This window comes from Selenomonas timonae (genome assembly GCF_014250475.1).
GTDB classification, from domain to species: Bacteria; Bacillota; Negativicutes; order Selenomonadales; family Selenomonadaceae; genus Centipeda; species Centipeda timonae.
This window is the reverse complement of the sequence record NZ_CP060204.1, coordinates 160,090-176,821: the sequence shown is the minus strand read 5'-3', so window position 1 is coordinate 176,821 and position 16,732 is coordinate 160,090. Positions and strand designations below refer to the sequence as shown.

Genomic DNA, 16,732 nt, shown 5'->3' with positions numbered 1-16,732 from the left:
GAGATTCATGGCAACGCTAAAAGAAGAACTCGCGCGCGAAATCGAAAAGCGCCGCACATTCGCCATCATCTCGCATCCTGACGCGGGCAAGACCACGCTCACGGAGAAGCTGCTGCTCTACGGGGGCGCGATCCATCTCGCCGGCTCGATCAAGTCGCGCAAGACACAGCGCCACGCCGTCTCCGACTGGATGGAGATCGAGAAGCAGCGCGGCATCTCCGTCACATCCTCTGTCCTGCAGTTCGACTATGACGGCTATCGCATCAACATCCTCGATACCCCCGGGCATCAGGACTTCAGCGAGGACACCTACCGCACGCTGATGGCGGTGGACAGCGCCGTCATGATTATCGATGCGGCAAAGGGCGTGGAGGCGCAAACGCGCAAGCTGTTCCGCGTCTGCCGTCAGCGCGGCATTCCCATCTTCACCTTCGTCAACAAGCTCGACCGCTTCGGCAAGGCGCCGCTCGACCTGATGGATGAACTCGAGAACGTGCTCGGCATCCGCTCCTATCCGATGAATTGGCCCATTGGAATAGATGGCACGTATCGCGGTGTCTACGACCGCGAGAAGAACCGCATCGAGCTGTTCGCCGAGGATGTCACGCACGGGCAGGAGACGCGTGTCTCCGAGGTGTTCGAGATGGATGATCCCGCGTGGGTGGAGCGCGTCGGAGAGGAGGCTGCCGCCGCACTCTTTGACGACATCGAGCTGCTGCGCGATGCGGGCGAGGAGTTCGACCGTGCAACGGTGGATGCGGGCGAGCTCACGCCGATGTTCTTCGGCTCGGCAATGACGAACTTCGGCGTGCAGAACTTCCTCGAGGAGTACATCCGCCTTGCACCGACACCTGCACCGCGCATCTCCTCGGACGGTTTGATCGAACCCGACGATGAGAAATTCTCGGGCTTCGTCTTCAAGATCCAGGCGAATATGAACCCCGCGCACCGCGACCGCCTTGCCTTTATCCGCATCTCCTCGGGCAAGTTCGACCGCAATATGAGCGTCTGGCACGCGCCCTCGGGCAAGCTCATCAAGCTCGCACAGCCGCAGCAGTTCCTCGCGCAGGATCGCCAGATCATCGACACGGCATATCCCGGCGACATCGTGGGGCTCTTCGACCCCGGCGTGTTTGGTATCGGCGACACGCTCTGCGATCCCTCGCATAAATTCAAATTCGAGGACTTCCCCGTGTTTCCGCCCGAGCGCTTCGCGCGCGTCGCCGCAAAGGACACGATGAAGCGCAAGCAGTTCGTCAAGGGCATCGAGCAGCTCACGCAGGAGGGGGCGATCCAGCTCTTCGAGCAGGTCGGCGCGGGACTTGACAGCTACATCGTCGGCACCGTCGGCACGCTCCAGTTCGAGGTGCTCGAGTACCGTCTGAAGAACGAGTACAACACGGAGATCACGATGCAGATGCAGCCGTTCGAGACGGCGCGCTGGCTCGCGTTCCCCGATGGGCGCACAATCACGCCCGCCGACCTGCGCGGCGCGGATCGCGGCATGTTCGTCCACGACAGGAGCGGCAACCCCGTCCTCCTTGTGAGCAACGAGTGGGCGCTCGGCTGGATCCGCGAGAACAACCCGGATCTGCAGTTGGGGCAGGTACCGTTCGACCGCAGAGAAGCATAATAGAGAAACGACAAGCGGGAGATTTTGCTCATGTGGCGAAATCTCCCGCTTTCGTATGATTATGGTAGGTCGTTCATATACCGATTCACAAAGTCCCGCATCTCCTCCAGTGCAGTGAAACTTTCTGCGAGTTTGGGCAGGACGAGCGGGAAGACGTGGGGCATCTCGGGGTAGACGCTGAGCGTCACAGGAGTACCGTCTGCAGCCGCCTTTTCCGCAAGCTGTTCGTCCTCTGTCAGGAGAAGATCGTAGCCGCCCGTCTGGATCAGCATCGGCGGCAGTCCGCTGAGATCGGCGTGAATAAGAGAGAGGCGCGGATCGTCGAGCGGGAGACTGCCCGCGTAGGGCGGTGCTTTGCGAACAGCGTCTGCAAATGGGGTTCCGGCACCGAGCATTTTGTCTTTTTCAAAATTCTCCGTGCGTGATGTGCCGTCCTTGTGCTCGAAATCCACCCATGGCGAGAGCAGAAGCAGCAGGGCGGGCTGCGGAAGCCCCTGCTCTTTTAGCCGGAGCGCAAGTGCGAGGGCGAGATTGCCGCCCGAAGAATCTCCGAAAACAATAATGTTTGACGGAGCGATTCCACGTGTGAGCAGCCCGCGATAGACAGCTTCCGCATCCTCCAGCGCGGCCGGATAGACGTGCGCGGGGGCAAGCCGATAGTCTACGTTGTAGACCTCCGCCGCATCCATATATGTTGCCTGACGAACAGACAGCGCACGGTAGCGATCGGTTATGCCGCCCATATAGCCGCCGCCGTGCAGCAGCAGGATGATCCTCTGTGCGGCCGATTTTGTCGGCGCAATCCGCTCGACGGGCACATCTCCGATCGTAAGTTTTTCATGGATCCAACCATTGGGCGGGGACCATGGTTTTGCCGCAGTATTCTTGGTGGGGTGGTAGAGTGCATCCATCTCTTTTTGAATGTAGTCCTGTTTCACCTCCCCTGACAATACAATGCCTTGCTCCTGTGAAGCGGGCGCACCAAATGCGGATGGGGACAGAACGGCAAGACCAAACGCAAACACTGCGCGGCTGATGTATTTCACCCAGTTCTTCATGGAATCTCCTTTTCTTACTTTCCTTTCGCCGCGAACGCTTCGTCGCACCATGTGAGCAGGATGTCCTCGATGATTGCCTCGTGTTCGTTTACGGTCTGCCCCTCGGAGGTGATGTAGAGGCTGTGACCGTCCTTGTAGGAGAGGACGATGTTATAGGCGGGATTCGTGACTGTCTCCGCGCGTGCGCCGTAGTCATTCTCAGCGGTGAGGTTCCGCTCTGCAATGAGTGCGTGGAGGCTAGCCTCGAGCTCCGGTGTCCACGGGACGTAGCGCTCGCGGATGTCCTGATTGCGCCCGTCTGTGTACTCCTTGCCGACGAACTCGCCGAGGCAGGGGATGAAGCTGTTTGGATCGATTCCTCTTGTCGTGAGCTCTTCCGATGAAAGAGCGTTCTTTGCGGGCGCATCGACGAGCCAGATCATGCGCATGAGTGTACCGTCTGCGACGGGATGCCGGAACTCCATCGATAGGAGCTGAATGCTGCTCGTAGCAGGAGCACGCTCGGACACCTGTTGTACGGGCGCTGCTTCAGGCACGGCTTGCGCGCATACCGCGCCAAATAGCAGGAATGGGGCGGTCAGGAGGGCGATGCGGGCTCGGGTGCTTCTGCGTGAGATGTGCATGATGTTCTCCTTTTCATCCAAAGAGGTCGTTCAGTGCCTCGGTCATGGTCGGGTGCGTGTAGATGGCAGAGCCGAGCGCGCGGGCGGTAATGCCATGGTCGATTGCCGCCTTCATGAGGTTGATCATCTCCTGCGACTCGGGGCAGAAGAAATGCGCGCCGAGAATTGTGTCGGTCTTTGCATCTACGATTGCCTTCAGGATGCCTGCTGGTTTCTTGTAAACCTGCGCCTTTGGAATGGCTGCAACCTCGAGGCGGAGGACGCGCACGTCAAAGCCTGCCGACTGTGCCTCTGCCTCGGTCATGCCGACGCGCGAGAGCGGCGGGTCGAGGAAGACGGAGTAGGGGACTGCGCCGCGATTCGCCGTCGTACGCTCGGAGGAACCTGCGAGCTGATCCTTTACGATGCGGAAATCGTCGAGGGAGATGTAGGTGAACTGCAGTCCGCCTGTGACATCGCCCATCGCCCAGATATGCGGGACATTCGTGCGGAGGTGTTCATCGACCTCCACCGCGCCGCGCGCCGTCTGCCGTACACCTGCCGCCGCGAGGTTCAGCGCTTCCGTGTTCGGGCGGCGTCCCGTGGCGATGAGGATAGCGTTTGCCGCAAGCGTCTTTTCACCGTCCGCCGCCTGGATGACGACGTTTGCGCCCGCAGCGCCGTCCTCGATGCGCATGATCTTTGCGCCCGTCAGGACGTGGATGCCGCGGTCGTTCATCTGCTGCAGGACGCGTGCGGAAATCTCTGCATCTTCACGCGGGATAAAGACATCGCCGTCCTGCACCACTGCGACGGAGGAGCCGAAGTTCTCGTAGTAGGAAGCGAATTCCAGCCCAATGTAGCCGCCGCCGATGATGACAAGTTTCTCCGGCAGTTCGTCCAACTCCATCATGGTCTCGCTCGTGTGGACGTGTGTGCTCTCTGCCGCTCCTGGGATCGGCGGGACGAAGGGGACTGCGCCCGTGTTGATAAAGATGCGCTCCGCTGTGATCCGCTGCTCCCCGTCTGCCGTCGTCACAGAGACCGTGTGCGCATCGACAAAGTGTGCCTCTCCGTCGATGACGACAGCACCTGTGCCCGTTACCTTCGCGTAGTTCTTCTCGCGCAGCATTGCAGTGAGGCGGCGCTTCTCCGAGATGGCGGCGCGATAGCGTTCCGCTTTTGCAGCAAAGCCTCCGCCGATCTCGGCCGAGAGACGCGCGCTGTATTCGAGGGATTTCGACGGGATGCAGGCAACGTTGATGCAGGTGCCGCCGTAACGCGCCTTTGACCGCTCGACGAGGGCGACCGTCTCGCCTTTCTTTGCGAGGAAGCCCGCGAGTGTCTTGCCCGCCTTGCCAAAACCGATGATGAGATTTTGATATGATGTGTTCTGCATGGTATGCTCCATTTCTGTTGAACGTTGTATGACTGCTGCCATTATAGCATTTTTTGACACAATGAAGAGAAATATTGTGGAAAAAATGTGCGTCTCATTTACAAATTCGTGGATTCCTCCTATAATGATAGAGAATTATTCTCTGTCATGGAAAGGAGCGGACTATGCTGACGCATGAAATACTGGCACCGCACACGGAACTCCTGCTGCAGCACGATCTGTTTGAGGGAATCCCCGCAGAAGCTCTGCCGGAACTTCTGAATGCGCTTGGCGGTGAGATGAAGCGTTATGCGGCAGGCACGGATATCATGCGCATGGGGCGCGCGCCGATTGTGACGGGGATTATCCTCACGGGTGCGATTGAGGTGTCCTTTCTCAATGAGAATGCCGACCAGATCGACATGAATATCTTTGAGGCGGGCAAGAGTTTCGGCGAGACGATGGAGGGGGCGAATCTCGCGGCAAGCCGTATGTTCGTCAAGGCACTCAGCGATACGCTGATCCTGCGCCTGCAGTTCCGACAGCTCTACGAGCGTACCGCGTGCAGCGACCCGCATCTCTGGCGGTTCACGCTGAATATGCTGCGCAGAATTTCGCAGAAGGGAACCTTTTATCAGCACAAGATCCGCATCATGGGGCAGAAGAGCATCCGCGCAAAGCTCAGCGTCTACCTGCAGGCAATCCCCGTGGAGGGGGATGGTACTGCCGTGCGTGAGCTGAACCAGACGCAGCTTGCGCGCTATCTCGGCGTGGAGCGCAGTGCGCTCAGCCGCGAGATGAGCCATATGCGCGACGAGGGGATCATCGACTACGACCGTAAGACGCTCCGCGTGCTCAATCCGGATTTTTTGGCGATTTAGGGGGGCGCAAAAATGGGCCGTTGCACGAAGCTGGAAAACTTCGTGTGACAGCCCATTTTCTCATGAGGAAACGTAAATTTTACACCATCTCTTCGGGATGGAAGACCTCATCGAATTTCTCAGCGGTGAGGAAACCGAGGGCGACGCACGCCTCCTTGAGGCTGATGTTCTCGTCGAATGCCTTGTGCGCGGTCTTTGCAGCGTTCTCGTAGCCGATGTATGGGTTCAGCGCCGTGACGAGCATGAGCGAGCGATGCAGGTTCTCGTGCATCTTCTCGCGGTTCGCCGTGATGCCCGTGACGCAGCGGTCATTGAACGACTTGAGGGAGTCGGTGAGCAGCCGCGCGGACTGGAGGAAGTCGTAGATCATGACGGGCATGAAGACGTTCAGTTCGAAATTGCCCTGCGAGGCGGCAATGCCGATGGCGGCATCGTTGCCCATGACCTGTACGGCGACCATCGTGACGGATTCGCACTGGGTTGGGTTGACCTTGCCCGGCATGATGGAGCTGCCCGGCTCGTTCGCGGGGATCGTGATCTCGCCGAGACCGCAGCGCGGACCTGCGGCGAGCCAGCGGATGTCGTTTGCAATCTTCATCATGTTTGCCGCGAGCCCCTTGAGTCCGCCGTGTGCAAAGACGATCGCATCCTTGCTCGTGAGTGCGTGGAACTTGTTCGGCGCAGTGACGAAGTTCTTGCCCGTCAGTTCGCTCGCTGCCTTGGCAACGGCGACATCGAAGCCCTTCGGCGTGTTCAGCCCCGTGCCGACCGCTGTGCCGCCGAGCGCAAGCTCGTGGAGGAAGGGGAGCGCCGCCTGCAGCTGCTTCTTCGATTGCTCGAGCATGGCGAGCCAACCGCTGATCTCCTGCGTAAAGGAGATGGGCACGGCGTCCTGCAGATGGGTGCGCCCCGTCTTGACGATGCCCTCGTTTTCTTTCATCAGGCGGCGGAAGGTGTTCGCAAGGAGATCGATGCTCGGGAAGAGTCCGTCCTCGATCGCAATGACGGCGGCAATGTGCATGGCTGTCGGGAAGGTGTCGTTCGAGCTCTGCGACATATTGGAGTGATCGTTCGGATGGAGGATCTTCTCGCCCGCGATCTCGTTGCCGCGGTTCGCGATGACCTCGTTGACGTTCATGTTCGACTGAGTGCCGCTGCCCGTCTGCCAGACCGCAAGCGGGAAATGCTCTGCGAGTTTGCCCGCGATGATCTCATCGCATGCCGCCTTGATGGCATCGAGGCGCTTCTCGTCGAGCTTGCCGAGCTTGTTGTTTGCAATCGCGGCGGATTTCTTCAGAATGCCGAATGCGTGGATGATCTCGGCGGGCATCTTCTCAATGCCGATGGGGAAGTTCTCGAAGCTGCGCTCCGTCTGCGCCGCCCAATACTTGTCTGCGGGCACCTTGACTTCGCCGAGGGAATCATGTTCGATGCGATACTCCATTTGGATTGTCCTCCTTAAATTCATAGTAGAGAGAAAAATCTGCTAATGACAGTATAGCATAAAACGATGAAAATAAGAATATTTATCTTGATGTTTTCTGTAAAATTCCGCGTGCGGTGATGCCGATGAGTATGCCCGTGAGTATGCCGACGATGCCAAGCATGGGCGCATAGACGAAGAGTGCCGTGGTTTCCAAGACTGCGGCGGCGACAAGCAGCTGCGCCATATTGTGTAGGAAGCCACCCGCCGCACTGATGCTGACGATGGAGAGCTGCGTGTATCGTTTCAGCAGCACCATCGCTGCAAAGCTCGCCGCACCGCCTGCGAGACTGTAGAGCATGGGGGCAAGTCCGCCGCCGAAGGCGGAGGCGAGGATGATGCGCAGTGTGAGCATGAGTGCCGCGTCGCGTGCTGGCAGCATATAGAGTGCAATCAGTGTGACAATGGCGGCAAGTCCGAGCTTTGCACCCGGGACGGGAAGCGGCAGAGGGAGGAAGCCCTCGAGGATAAAGAGAATGAGCGAGAGCGCCGTGAGCAGCGCAATGCGTGTGATCCGTTGAAGTCCGTTCATATCATTTCACTTCGATCAGGAGCTTGTGCGGCAGGCAGGCAATCACGTCGCCCTTTTTCGATGCCGCACCCGTATGCACACAGACGAGATCGGGGCAGTCGGCGTCAATGACAGCGATCGTCTCGCCCTCAATGCGGATGATATTCTCGCCGTCCTCGTCAGAGATGCGGATCTCCTCCGTGCCCGTATGTCCTGTGAGTGGGATGTCATAGAGCTCGACATTGTTCTGCGTAATGACGGCGTGGCGCGCCTCACTGTCCGCGTGCGTGAAAAAAAATATGGCGCCGATCCCGCAGAGGAGGAGCAGCGCGCCGATGAGTACGAGGTCGTTCTTCTTCATTGGAGTTCCCTGCCTTGACGAATGTTTTCAATAACAGTACAATAGCTTTTAGATGCCGCGTCCGAGTTCGCGCTGCCAATAGGCGAGGTCGGGTTCGTTCAGCGGCAGGTCTATGGTCTGGCCGTTGTCGTAGTAGAAGCGCACGCGGATGCCCGTCGCCTTGCTGATGGCGGGGAGGCTCGCGCGCGGCAGTTCGACGAAGAATTTGTTTTCGTTCTTGTATGGGCTGTCTGCATCGGGAACGGGACGCGGCGTGTATTTCGTGACTGCCTTCATCTCCCATGCGGCGCCGTCTGTGTAGAGGACGACGTCGGGCAGGAGTTTTGCCTCGTCGAAGCGATAGTCCCAGAGCGTGAGTGTCGCGCCCTCGAGCCGTCCCTCGCCCGTGTAGGATGCCTGAAAGTCGATGCGCGCGTATGCTGAGAGGCTGCGCGCGCTGCGGTGGTCGATCTGATAGGTGTAGGAGAGACCGAAGATGCCGACGAGGATGAGGAGCAGGGCGACGAGGATAAGGAATTTGCGGACGATGTTCTGCAAGGCGCGCCTCCTTTCGATGAATCGTTTCGGGGTATTATAACATAGGGGAAAGCTCTTTGTCAGCAGATAAAACACAGGGAATACAGGAGGGGGACGAAATGGCGGTCAAGCTGTTTGTATCGGATCTGGACGGGACGATGCTGCCGGACGGCAATGTGGTCTCGGCAGAGAATATTGCGGCGGTGCGCCGTGCGACGGAGGCGGGCGTCGTGGTGACGATTGCGACGGGGCGTATGTTCGAGGCGGCGCTGCCCGTTGCACAGGCGCTTGGCGTCGATGTGCCGATCATCTCGTACAACGGCGGGCTCATCAAGAGCCCGAGCGGGCGCGTCTATGAGGAGCATACGATTGACGCGGCGCTTGCGCATGACATCATCGCGTTCTGTCAGGAGCGCGACTGGTACATCCAGACATACAGCGGTGGCGTTCTGCGCTATGTCGAGGCGTGCGACGAGTCACGCTTCTATGAGAACTCACAGAAGCTCACAGGCGAGGCGGTCGGGTGGGACGGCATGTTTGCACATACGGCGGGCAACTGCAAGCTGCTCCTCGTGACCGAGGGACGCGATGTGACGCTCGTACGCTCGGAGGCGGTGCTTGCGGCATTCGGCGATCGGGTGGATGTGACGCGCTCGGCGGACTGCCTCATCGAGATCGTGCCGAAGGGGATCTCTAAAGCATCGGCACTGAGGTCGCTTGCGAACAAACTTGGCGTCGCGATCGAGGAGACGATGGCGATCGGCGATGCATACAATGATCTGCCCATGCTGAAGGCGGCGGGCAAGAGTGTTGCTATGGGCAACGCGTTCCCCGAGGTCAAAGCGGTGACGGACTACGAGACCCTCTCCTGCACGGAGAACGGGCTTGCGGCGGCGATCTATCACTATGTGCTCGGCATGGGGGCGGATGCGCCCGTGCCGATGAAGGGCTGAGTCATGGCAATCAAACTCATTGCGCTCGATCTGGACGGAACGCTCTTGACATCGGACAAGAAGATCACGACACGCATAAAGGACATTCTTGCTCGCGCAATGTCGCGCGGCGTCACTGTGACGATTGCGACGGGACGCATGCTGCGCTCGGCGCTCTACTTTGCGCGCTTGCTTGCCTCGGATGCGCCCGTTATCTGCTGCAACGGCGGCTATGTTGGAAAAGCGGAGGGGGCTCCCGTCTTTGCACGCTATTTCGATCCCGCTCTGACGCGCGAGTTTCTGACATTTGCCTACGAGCGTGACTGGTACGTGAACTGGTACATCGGCATGGAGATCTACGCACCGGAGTACCGTGAGGAATACTTTGCCGCCTATCGAACGACGGCGCATTTCGTGGTGAACGGTGTCGGGCGTGACTTTCTGCGCTATACGGAGAATGTCCCGCAATTCGTCCTGCGCGAGCTGGACGAGGGCATCGACTCCTATGTGCGTGCGGTGCAGGAGCGCTTCGGCGATCAGCTCGTGCCGCAGCAGAATACGGGCACGAGCGTCGACATCAACCCGCCTGGCGTGAATAAGGCGGTCGGTGTCAAGGCACTCGCGGATGCGATGGGGCTGACCCTCGATGAGGTGATGGTCGCGGGCGATGCGGACAATGACTATGAGATGCTCGAGATGGGCGCGTTCTCCGTCGTGCCCGAGAACGGGCTTCCGGGTGCAAAGGAGCGGGCGCGCTATATAACGGCGTCGAACGACGCGAACGGGATTGCGCTTGCGATTGAGAAATTCGTACTGTGAGGTGATACTATGGCAGACGTGAAACGTGCGGTGGAGAAGTTCCGCCCCGTGATCGTGACGGGGCTGTCTGGCGGCGGCAAATCGCTTGCCGCACGCTATATGGAGGATTTGGGATATTTCTGCGTCGACAATCTGCCCCCCGTCTTCATTCCGAAATTCATCGACCTCTGCCGCGAGACGCACGGGCAGATCAGCCGCGCGGCGATCGTTGTGGACACGCGCAGCCGCGAGTTCTTCGACGACTTTGTGCGCATTCTCGGTGAACTGGATGCGGGGGATGTTGCCTATGAGCTCCTCTTCATTGAGGCGTCCGACGACGTCATCATCCGCCGCTACAAGGAGACGCGCCGCCCCCACCCACTCGCACCGGATGCGCGCATCTCGGAGGGCGTGACGCGCGAGCGTGGACAGCTCGCAGAGATCCGTGCACGCGCGACGCAGCTGATCGACACCTCCCGTCTGCGCAAGGCTGAGCTGCGCGAGATCATCCGCCAGCACTACGATACGCCGGGCAAGGACGCGGAGATGAATGTCAATATCCTTTCCTTTGGCTTCAAGTATGGCATCCCGCTCGACGCCGACCTCGTCTTTGACGTGCGCTTCCTGCCGAATCCGTTCTATGTGGACTCACTGCGCAACAAGAGCGGCACGGTTCCGCAGGTCTCCTCCTACATCGAGTCGTGGGATGTGACGCAGAAATTCGAGCAGCAGCTCGACGGGATGATCGATTTCCTTCTGCCGCAGTACGTGAAGGAGGGCAAGAGCCAGCTCGTCATCGCCATCGGCTGTACGGGTGGCATGCACCGTAGCGTCTTTATCGCAAAGCACCTCTACGATCGGATCAAGGGGAGCTATGCGGCGCATCTCGAGCATCGCGACCTCATGAAGAATGAGGTGCATGAACACGTGAGCGAGGGCTAGTTCATGCATCTGATGAAATGGCTCTACCCCGGCATGGGCTTCAAGCGCTGGCTCTTCGTCTTTGCGATTGGAACGCTCTGCGTCGGCCTCGGGGTCGCCCTGATTTTCAACTACAAATACATCGACAGCATCGAGGAGGCGATCTTCCGCTTCGTCTATACGTGGCAGGGTAGCTATGACTACGGCTTCACGGCGATTGCGGGGACGGCGGTTGCACTTCTCGGCAGCGGGCTCATGCTGCTCGCGACGCGGCACATCATCCGCTCCGTCATCACGGCGCTGATGCCTGAGGGGACATCGGCGCGCCTCGTCGATCTCGTCTATGAAAAGACGCGCCTCAGCCGAGGTCCTGCGGTCACGGTAATCGGCGGCGGCCACGGACTCTCCGTGCTCCTGCGCGGAATCAAGGAACTGACGAGCAATGTGACGGCGGTGGTGACGGTCGCAGATGACGGCGGCTCATCAGGACGTCTGCGTGAGGAGCTGGGCATCATCCCTCCGGGCGATCTCAGGAACTGCCTCGTTGCGCTCGCCGACACCGAGCCGCTGATGGAAAAACTCTTTCAGCATCGCTTCGAGGGGCGGAGCAATCTCGCGGGTCACAGCTTTGGTAACCTCTTTCTCGCGGCGATGGCGGAGGTCACTGGCGATATGGAGACGGCGCTGCGCGAGTCCTCAAAGGTTCTCGCGGTCAAAGGGCGTGTGCTCCCCGCCTCGAAGCAGTCCGTGCGCCTCGATGCGATCCTCGAGGACGGCACCGTCGTCGAGGGCGAGTCCCACATCCCCGAGGTGCCGGGGCGCATTCGCCGCGTTCGTCTTCATCCGCAGGATGTTGCGCCCGTGCCGTCCGCACTCGAAGCGATCCGCACGGCGGATGCAATCATCCTCGGTCCCGGCAGTCTCTACACGAGCATCATGCCGAACCTTCTTGTGAACGGCGTGGCGGAGGAGCTCCGCAAGAGCCGCGCGCTCAAGATCTACATCTGCAATGTCATGACGCAGCCTGGCGAGACGGACGGCTATACGGCCTCCATGCACGCGGAGGCAATCATCAAGCATGCGGGGCGCGGCGCGATCGACTTTATGCTCGTCAACAGCGCACCGATCTCGGATGAACTGCGCGAAAAGTATGCGGCGGAGGGAATTGTGCCCGTCGCCGTGGACGAGGCGGCGATCAACGCGCTCGGCATCGGCTTTGTTGCGGCCGACATCATCAATCAGTCGGATGCTGTGCGGCATGACCCCGACAAGCTGAGCCGCAACGTCATGCGCATGATCTACGATTTTCGGGTGAGCTGAGATGCCCTCGTTTGCCTCGGATGTAAAGAATGAGCTCTCGCGTACGGATACTGAGCGTGAGTGCTGTCAGACGGCAGAGCTTGCCGCACTCCTGCGCATGGGCGCGTCGATGGTAACGGACGGGGAGCTCGGCCTCGGGCTGCGGTTCGAGGCGGCGAGTGCCGCCGTTGCACGCCGCGTGATCCGTCTCCTGCGCACCATGGACGCTGCGATCGAGACCTCGGTCGCAATGGAGCGCACACCACAGCTGCGACGGCGCACATACATCGTCAATATTGCAGCAGGAGAGGCTGTCACGCCGCTCCTCACCCGCCTCGGCTTCCTCGAGGCGGGGACGCTGCGCGCGGGTACGGATATGGAGCTGATCCGCAAGAAATGCTGCCGTGCGGCGTATCTGCGCGGTGCATTCCTCGGCGGCGGCAGCGTCAACCGTCCCGAGGCGAGCTGTCATCTCGAGATCACGGCGAAGAGTGCGACGATGGGGCGTGCGCTTCACACGCTCCTGCGGCGGTTGCATTTCCCCGTCGGCTTGACCGACCGGCGTGATACCTACGTGGTCTACCTCAAGGAAGGCGATGCCGTCATGGACTTCCTCGCGCTGATCGGTGCGGAGGAGGCGGCAGAGGAGATCGAGGTCGCACGCAACCTCAAGGAGGTGCGCGCGCAGGTGAACCGTCTCGTCAATGTGGAGACAGCGAATCTGCAGCGTGCCGTAGACGCTGCGGCGGGGCAGCTTGCGGCAATCGAGCGCCTTGCAGCAGCTGGACGTCTCGTATCGCTCTCCGAGGATCTACGCGAGACAGCAGAGATGCGGCGCGCACATCCGGAGATCACAATGGCGGAGCTCGCGGCGCTCTGCCACATCAGCAAGTCGGGTATGAGCCATCGTCTGCGGAAGATCTGCACGTTGGCGGAGGAGGTATAGCGTTTTGATCAGAGGAATCGCGCGGTTGCTTTCAAAGGGGATGCCGCTGCCCGTGCTCCTGTTCTTGGCATTTGTGGCGTGGGTGCTGACCGCAGAGCCGCCGGCGGGTTTTCCCATCCTCGAGTATCACATGGTTACAGAGAACCCGCGTCCCGGTGCAGAGAAGTACGTTGTGTCGCCCGCTGACTTTGCCGAGCAGCTCGACTACCTCGCGGCAGAGGGGTATACGACGATCACGCCGCAGGACTATGCACGTGCGCGCAAGGGCAAGCAGACGCTGCCGGAGAAGCCCATCATCCTCTCCTTTGATGATGGATACGAGGACAATCACCGTGTGATCCTGCCGATGCTCGAAGAGCGCGGCATGAAAGCGGTGTTCTATGTGGTGACGAATGATATCGGTCTCCCTGGCTATATGACATGGAACAATCTCTTTGACATGGAGCGGCGTGGTATGGAGATTGGCAGCCACACGGCGAACCACATTCCGCTGACGACACTGCCCCCCGAGAAACAGCGCGAGGAGCTGCGGCTCTCGAAGCTGATGCTCGAGTGGAAGGGGCTGAAAACCATCTATAGCTTCTCCTATCCGACGGGGGCGTATGATGCGGGGATTGTTGCGATGCTTGCCGAGGAGGACTACCTGACGGCGGTGACGGGCGAGGCGGGGCTGAACAATGTGGAGACGAATCCGTATCTCCTGCACCGCGTGAACATTCCGCCGCCGCATTTCGGGCTGACGGAGTTTCGTCTGCGGCTCATGAAGGCGGATATCGCCGCGCGTCTGGATGTGCGACTCGCGCAGCTGCCGGACGGCGTGCGTATGGGCATCGAGACATTGCGGGCAAAGCTGCGCGGAGATGAATGAAAACGAAGGGAATGCAACAGAGGGAAATGAATAAGGGAATGTTTCAGAAAATGGCGGCGCTGACGCTCGCCCTCGTCTGCACGGCGGGGCAGGCACTCGCTGCACAGCACGGGGAAGGTACAACGATCATGCGAGAGCGCGGTACGGCACAGGCGAATATCCGCGACCGTGTTGCGAGCATTCTCGGCTCGACGGAGCTGCCGCGCAACCGCATCTTCTCGCCGGGTACATCGCGCCTCATGCACAGATGGGACGTGGAGTCCTACGATACGGGTGGCACGCTGCTCTTCTCGGACAGCCCGGAGTACGTGAAGGAGGTCGGCATTCTCTACCGCGATACGGTGACGGGTGACGCGCGCGTGCTCTACTATCATCTGAACGATACCGCGCAGCCGAAGAAGGTTGCGGTCGTCCTCGAGACGGAGGCGGATCTCGCGACCGTCACGGTGACGCGTGGTGCGGCGGCAGCGCCGAGCTCGGACTATCTGCACGTCGGCAAGACGACGCAGATCGGATATTTTGACACGCGCGAGATGAACGAGCACATCTATGTGACGAAGGAGCGCCCGCGTCTGCTCGTGCCCGCGATGAATGAGACGGTGCTTGCGCCGGGGCAGCTCGTCTACGGCGTCTACGATTTCCACGCGAACGCGCCCGTGCGCGTCTCGGTCATCATGTACGGGGCGGATGTTGATCCCTTTGCCTTCCTGCGCATCGCACGCGTGCTGCCGCGTGATGAGATCGCACTGCGCGGGACGTTCCGCGGGATGAACCGCGTCATCACCTCGCAGAAAACCTACCGTCCGACGATGGACGGCGCGGTCTATTTCCCGATCGGCGACAATGTCCACGATGTCTACCGGCGCGGCATCGACGCGACGGACGGCTCGCCCGTTGTGAATTATGGCAACTACGGCATTCTCTATCAGATCAATATTCCGACGGCGGGTCGCGAGAATACGCGTTACTTACTGAGCCCGCTGGGCGGTGTCTATGCAGGCGCCGTGCGCGCAGAGAGCGGCGGCAAGCGAGCGCTCGTTCAGACGCCCGCAACGCGTGCCTATTTCGGCGATCAGACACTGCCCGAGACGGAACAGGTTGCACAGGCGCGTGAGGAGGGGCTGCTCTTCCTCACGCAGTATACGGAGCTCGCCGATCTCGGTACCTATACAAGCGCGCAGCCGGTGTCCTTCGAGTATTCACCGCCGGGTGCATCGAACCTTCCAGTGAACATCATTCTCATGCCTGAGAAATGAAGAATTTGCACAGATAAATTTTTCATCTGAGAAGGGTTTTTCTTATGTACGTTGAATAAAAACATAGCAAGCGTACAACGAAATCATTCATATCCGGGTGGATCAGGGAGGAAGCAAAACATGGCAGAAGAGACAAAGATTGACCACGAGCGCCTGCTCACCGCGATTGAGCAGATCGCAACCTCGACGCAGACGGTCTACGAGGCGATCGAGCAGGTCGCAAAGAGTGCGACGGAGCTGGCGAGTGCAGGACAGGAGTCCGTGAAGCAGGCGAAGTTCTTGCAGGAGCGCAACGCCGACACGATCAAGGTCATCGACTTCATCACGAATATCGCGGGTCAGACGAATCTGCTCGGACTGAACGCGGCCATCGAGGCGGCGCGCGCGGGCGAGCAGGGGCGCGGATTCGCAGTTGTCGCAGAGGAAGTGCGCAAGCTTGCCGAGCAGTCGCGTGAGGCGACGGAGCGCATTCAGGTGACGCTGAATGAGATGAACCGCGCCGTCGAAGATATCTCGAAGTCGATCGAGACGACCGGCTCCATCAGCGAGCAGCAGGCGGCATCGACGCAGGAGATCACGGCGAACCTCTCGCGCGTGACCCGTGCGGCGGACGAGCTGAAGGACTATATCAAGAATCTCGCCTGATACGGAACAAAAAAACCTCCCGCAATCGAACGGGAGGTTTTTCTATGCCCTTACTTCTTCTTCTCTTTTTCCTTTGCGCGCGCCTTTGCCGCCTTTTCCTTCGCCTTTGCCTTGTCGCTGACCTTCTTATCCTGCTGGTACTTCGCGTAGTCAACGCCCATGCTCGCCAGCTTGTGCTTGATCGTCATGATCGGGTGGCGCAGGAACATGCCGCGCGTGCCCTTCATGATCGTGAGGAAGTCCTGCGTCGCCTTTGCCCCGAAACACGGGCGGTCGCAGCGGTCGCAGATCGGCTTTGTGATGCCGTAGGGGCAGCGGTCGATCTTCGTGAAGACCGTGGCGAGGAGCGCCGTGCAGGAGGGGCAGAGCTTGCCGCCCTTCGGGCTGTGGTGCTTGCTGCAGTATACGCCGAAGGTCTTGCGGATGTTCTCCTTCTCCTTCGGGATGTTGTTCTTGAGTTCGGGCGGTTTGCGCTTCGGGAGGAAGCGTGAAAAGATGCTCATGCGATTCACCTGTGCTTTCGTCTTATCTATGTTTATGATGCGTTTCTCTCCAATTTGTCATTTTACCGATTTTTTAAGGAAAAAGCAAGGGAGAAGTCTGCGTGACTTTTGCGGGGAAATGGGGTACAATGCAAATATATG

The 16,732-nt window shown here is 59.6% G+C and carries 18 protein-coding genes; 10 read left to right on the top strand and 8 right to left on the bottom strand.

Annotation, left to right across the window (positions count from 1 at the left end; genetic code table 11):
• Nucleotides 1-7: 7 nt before the first annotated feature.
• Nucleotides 8-1,633 carry a peptide chain release factor 3 gene (locus H1B31_RS00790; protein WP_185980516.1) on the top strand — a complete coding sequence of 542 codons (1,626 nt, stop codon included), beginning with the start codon at nt 8-10 and terminating at the stop codon, nt 1,631-1,633.
• A 59-nt stretch (nt 1,634-1,692) separates the two neighbouring features.
• Here the strand turns inward: H1B31_RS00790 and H1B31_RS00785 are convergent, their stop codons facing one another.
• Genes H1B31_RS00785 through H1B31_RS00775 form a run of 3 tightly spaced genes read right to left on the bottom strand, consistent with a single transcriptional unit; the run spans nt 1,693 to nt 4,692 of the window.
• The gene (locus tag H1B31_RS00785) at nt 1,693-2,691 is read right to left on the bottom strand and encodes an alpha/beta hydrolase (RefSeq protein WP_185980515.1); all 999 of its coding nucleotides are present in this window, start codon (nt 2,689-2,691) and stop codon (nt 1,693-1,695) included.
• A gap of 14 nt (nt 2,692-2,705) precedes the next feature.
• A complete protein-coding gene (locus H1B31_RS00780; RefSeq protein WP_185980514.1) occupies nt 2,706-3,314 on the bottom strand; it encodes a hypothetical protein in 609 nt (202 codons plus the stop codon).
• A gap of 13 nt (nt 3,315-3,327) precedes the next feature.
• The gene (locus H1B31_RS00775) at nt 3,328-4,692 is read right to left on the bottom strand and encodes an FAD-dependent oxidoreductase (RefSeq protein WP_185980513.1); all 1,365 of its coding nucleotides are present in this window, start codon (nt 4,690-4,692) and stop codon (nt 3,328-3,330) included.
• 164 nt (nt 4,693-4,856) lie between these two features.
• On the opposite strand from H1B31_RS00775, the gene H1B31_RS00770 reads away from it, so the two are divergent.
• The gene (locus H1B31_RS00770; RefSeq protein WP_185980512.1) at nt 4,857-5,552 is read left to right on the top strand and encodes a Crp/Fnr family transcriptional regulator; all 696 of its coding nucleotides are present in this window, start codon (nt 4,857-4,859) and stop codon (nt 5,550-5,552) included.
• 79 nt (nt 5,553-5,631) lie between these two features.
• On the opposite strand, the gene fumC is transcribed toward H1B31_RS00770, so the two are convergent.
• The 4 genes from fumC to H1B31_RS00750 form a co-directional block, all read right to left on the bottom strand.
• Nucleotides 5,632-6,996, bottom strand: coding sequence for a class II fumarate hydratase (gene fumC / locus H1B31_RS00765; RefSeq protein WP_185980511.1), 1,365 nt, complete (start codon nt 6,994-6,996; stop codon nt 5,632-5,634).
• A gap of 82 nt (nt 6,997-7,078) precedes the next feature.
• Nucleotides 7,079-7,567 (bottom strand): Gx transporter family protein, encoded by a 489-nt coding sequence (locus H1B31_RS00760; protein ID WP_185980510.1) that lies wholly within the window; start codon nt 7,565-7,567, stop codon nt 7,079-7,081.
• Nucleotide 7,568: 1 nt separating this feature from the next.
• On the bottom strand, nt 7,569-7,907 hold the full coding sequence (locus tag H1B31_RS00755; RefSeq protein ID WP_185980509.1) for a NusG domain II-containing protein: 339 nt from the start codon (nt 7,905-7,907) through the stop codon (nt 7,569-7,571).
• A gap of 48 nt (nt 7,908-7,955) precedes the next feature.
• Complete coding sequence (locus H1B31_RS00750) at nt 7,956-8,444, bottom strand: hypothetical protein (RefSeq protein ID WP_185980508.1); 489 nt, start codon at nt 8,442-8,444, stop codon at nt 7,956-7,958.
• Between the two features lie 98 nt (nt 8,445-8,542).
• On the opposite strand from H1B31_RS00750, the gene H1B31_RS00745 reads away from it, so the two are divergent.
• The 8 genes from H1B31_RS00745 (at nt 8,543) to H1B31_RS00710 (ending at nt 16,088) form a co-directional block, all read left to right on the top strand.
• On the top strand, nt 8,543-9,376 hold the full coding sequence (locus H1B31_RS00745; RefSeq protein WP_185980507.1) for a Cof-type HAD-IIB family hydrolase: 834 nt from the start codon (nt 8,543-8,545) through the stop codon (nt 9,374-9,376).
• Nucleotides 9,377-9,379: 3 nt separating this feature from the next.
• A complete protein-coding gene (locus tag H1B31_RS00740; protein WP_185980506.1) occupies nt 9,380-10,174 on the top strand; it encodes an HAD family hydrolase in 795 nt (264 codons plus the stop codon).
• Between the two features lie 9 nt (nt 10,175-10,183).
• A complete protein-coding gene (rapZ, locus tag H1B31_RS00735; protein ID WP_185980505.1) occupies nt 10,184-11,095 on the top strand; it encodes an RNase adapter RapZ in 912 nt (303 codons plus the stop codon).
• A 3-nt stretch (nt 11,096-11,098) separates the two neighbouring features.
• Nucleotides 11,099-12,394, top strand: coding sequence for a gluconeogenesis factor YvcK family protein (locus H1B31_RS00730; RefSeq protein ID WP_185980504.1), 1,296 nt, complete (start codon nt 11,099-11,101; stop codon nt 12,392-12,394).
• A gap of 1 nt (nt 12,395) precedes the next feature.
• Nucleotides 12,396-13,319: a DNA-binding protein WhiA gene (gene whiA / locus H1B31_RS00725; protein ID WP_185980503.1), complete on the top strand. Its 924-nt coding sequence runs from the start codon at nt 12,396-12,398 to the stop codon at nt 13,317-13,319.
• A 40-nt stretch (nt 13,320-13,359) separates the two neighbouring features.
• Nucleotides 13,360-14,187: a polysaccharide deacetylase family protein gene (locus H1B31_RS00720; RefSeq protein ID WP_185981187.1), complete on the top strand. Its 828-nt coding sequence runs from the start codon at nt 13,360-13,362 to the stop codon at nt 14,185-14,187.
• Between the two features lie 26 nt (nt 14,188-14,213).
• On the top strand, nt 14,214-15,443 hold the full coding sequence (locus tag H1B31_RS00715; RefSeq protein WP_185980502.1) for a copper amine oxidase: 1,230 nt from the start codon (nt 14,214-14,216) through the stop codon (nt 15,441-15,443).
• Nucleotides 15,444-15,563: 120 nt separating this feature from the next.
• Nucleotides 15,564-16,088, top strand: coding sequence for a methyl-accepting chemotaxis protein (locus tag H1B31_RS00710; RefSeq protein WP_009439893.1), 525 nt, complete (start codon nt 15,564-15,566; stop codon nt 16,086-16,088).
• Nucleotides 16,089-16,138: 50 nt separating this feature from the next.
• Here the strand turns inward: H1B31_RS00710 and H1B31_RS00705 are convergent, their stop codons facing one another.
• Nucleotides 16,139-16,591 carry a nitrous oxide-stimulated promoter family protein gene (locus H1B31_RS00705; protein ID WP_009439892.1) on the bottom strand — a complete coding sequence of 151 codons (453 nt, stop codon included), beginning with the start codon at nt 16,589-16,591 and terminating at the stop codon, nt 16,139-16,141.
• Between the last annotated feature and the right edge of the window lie 141 nt (nt 16,592-16,732).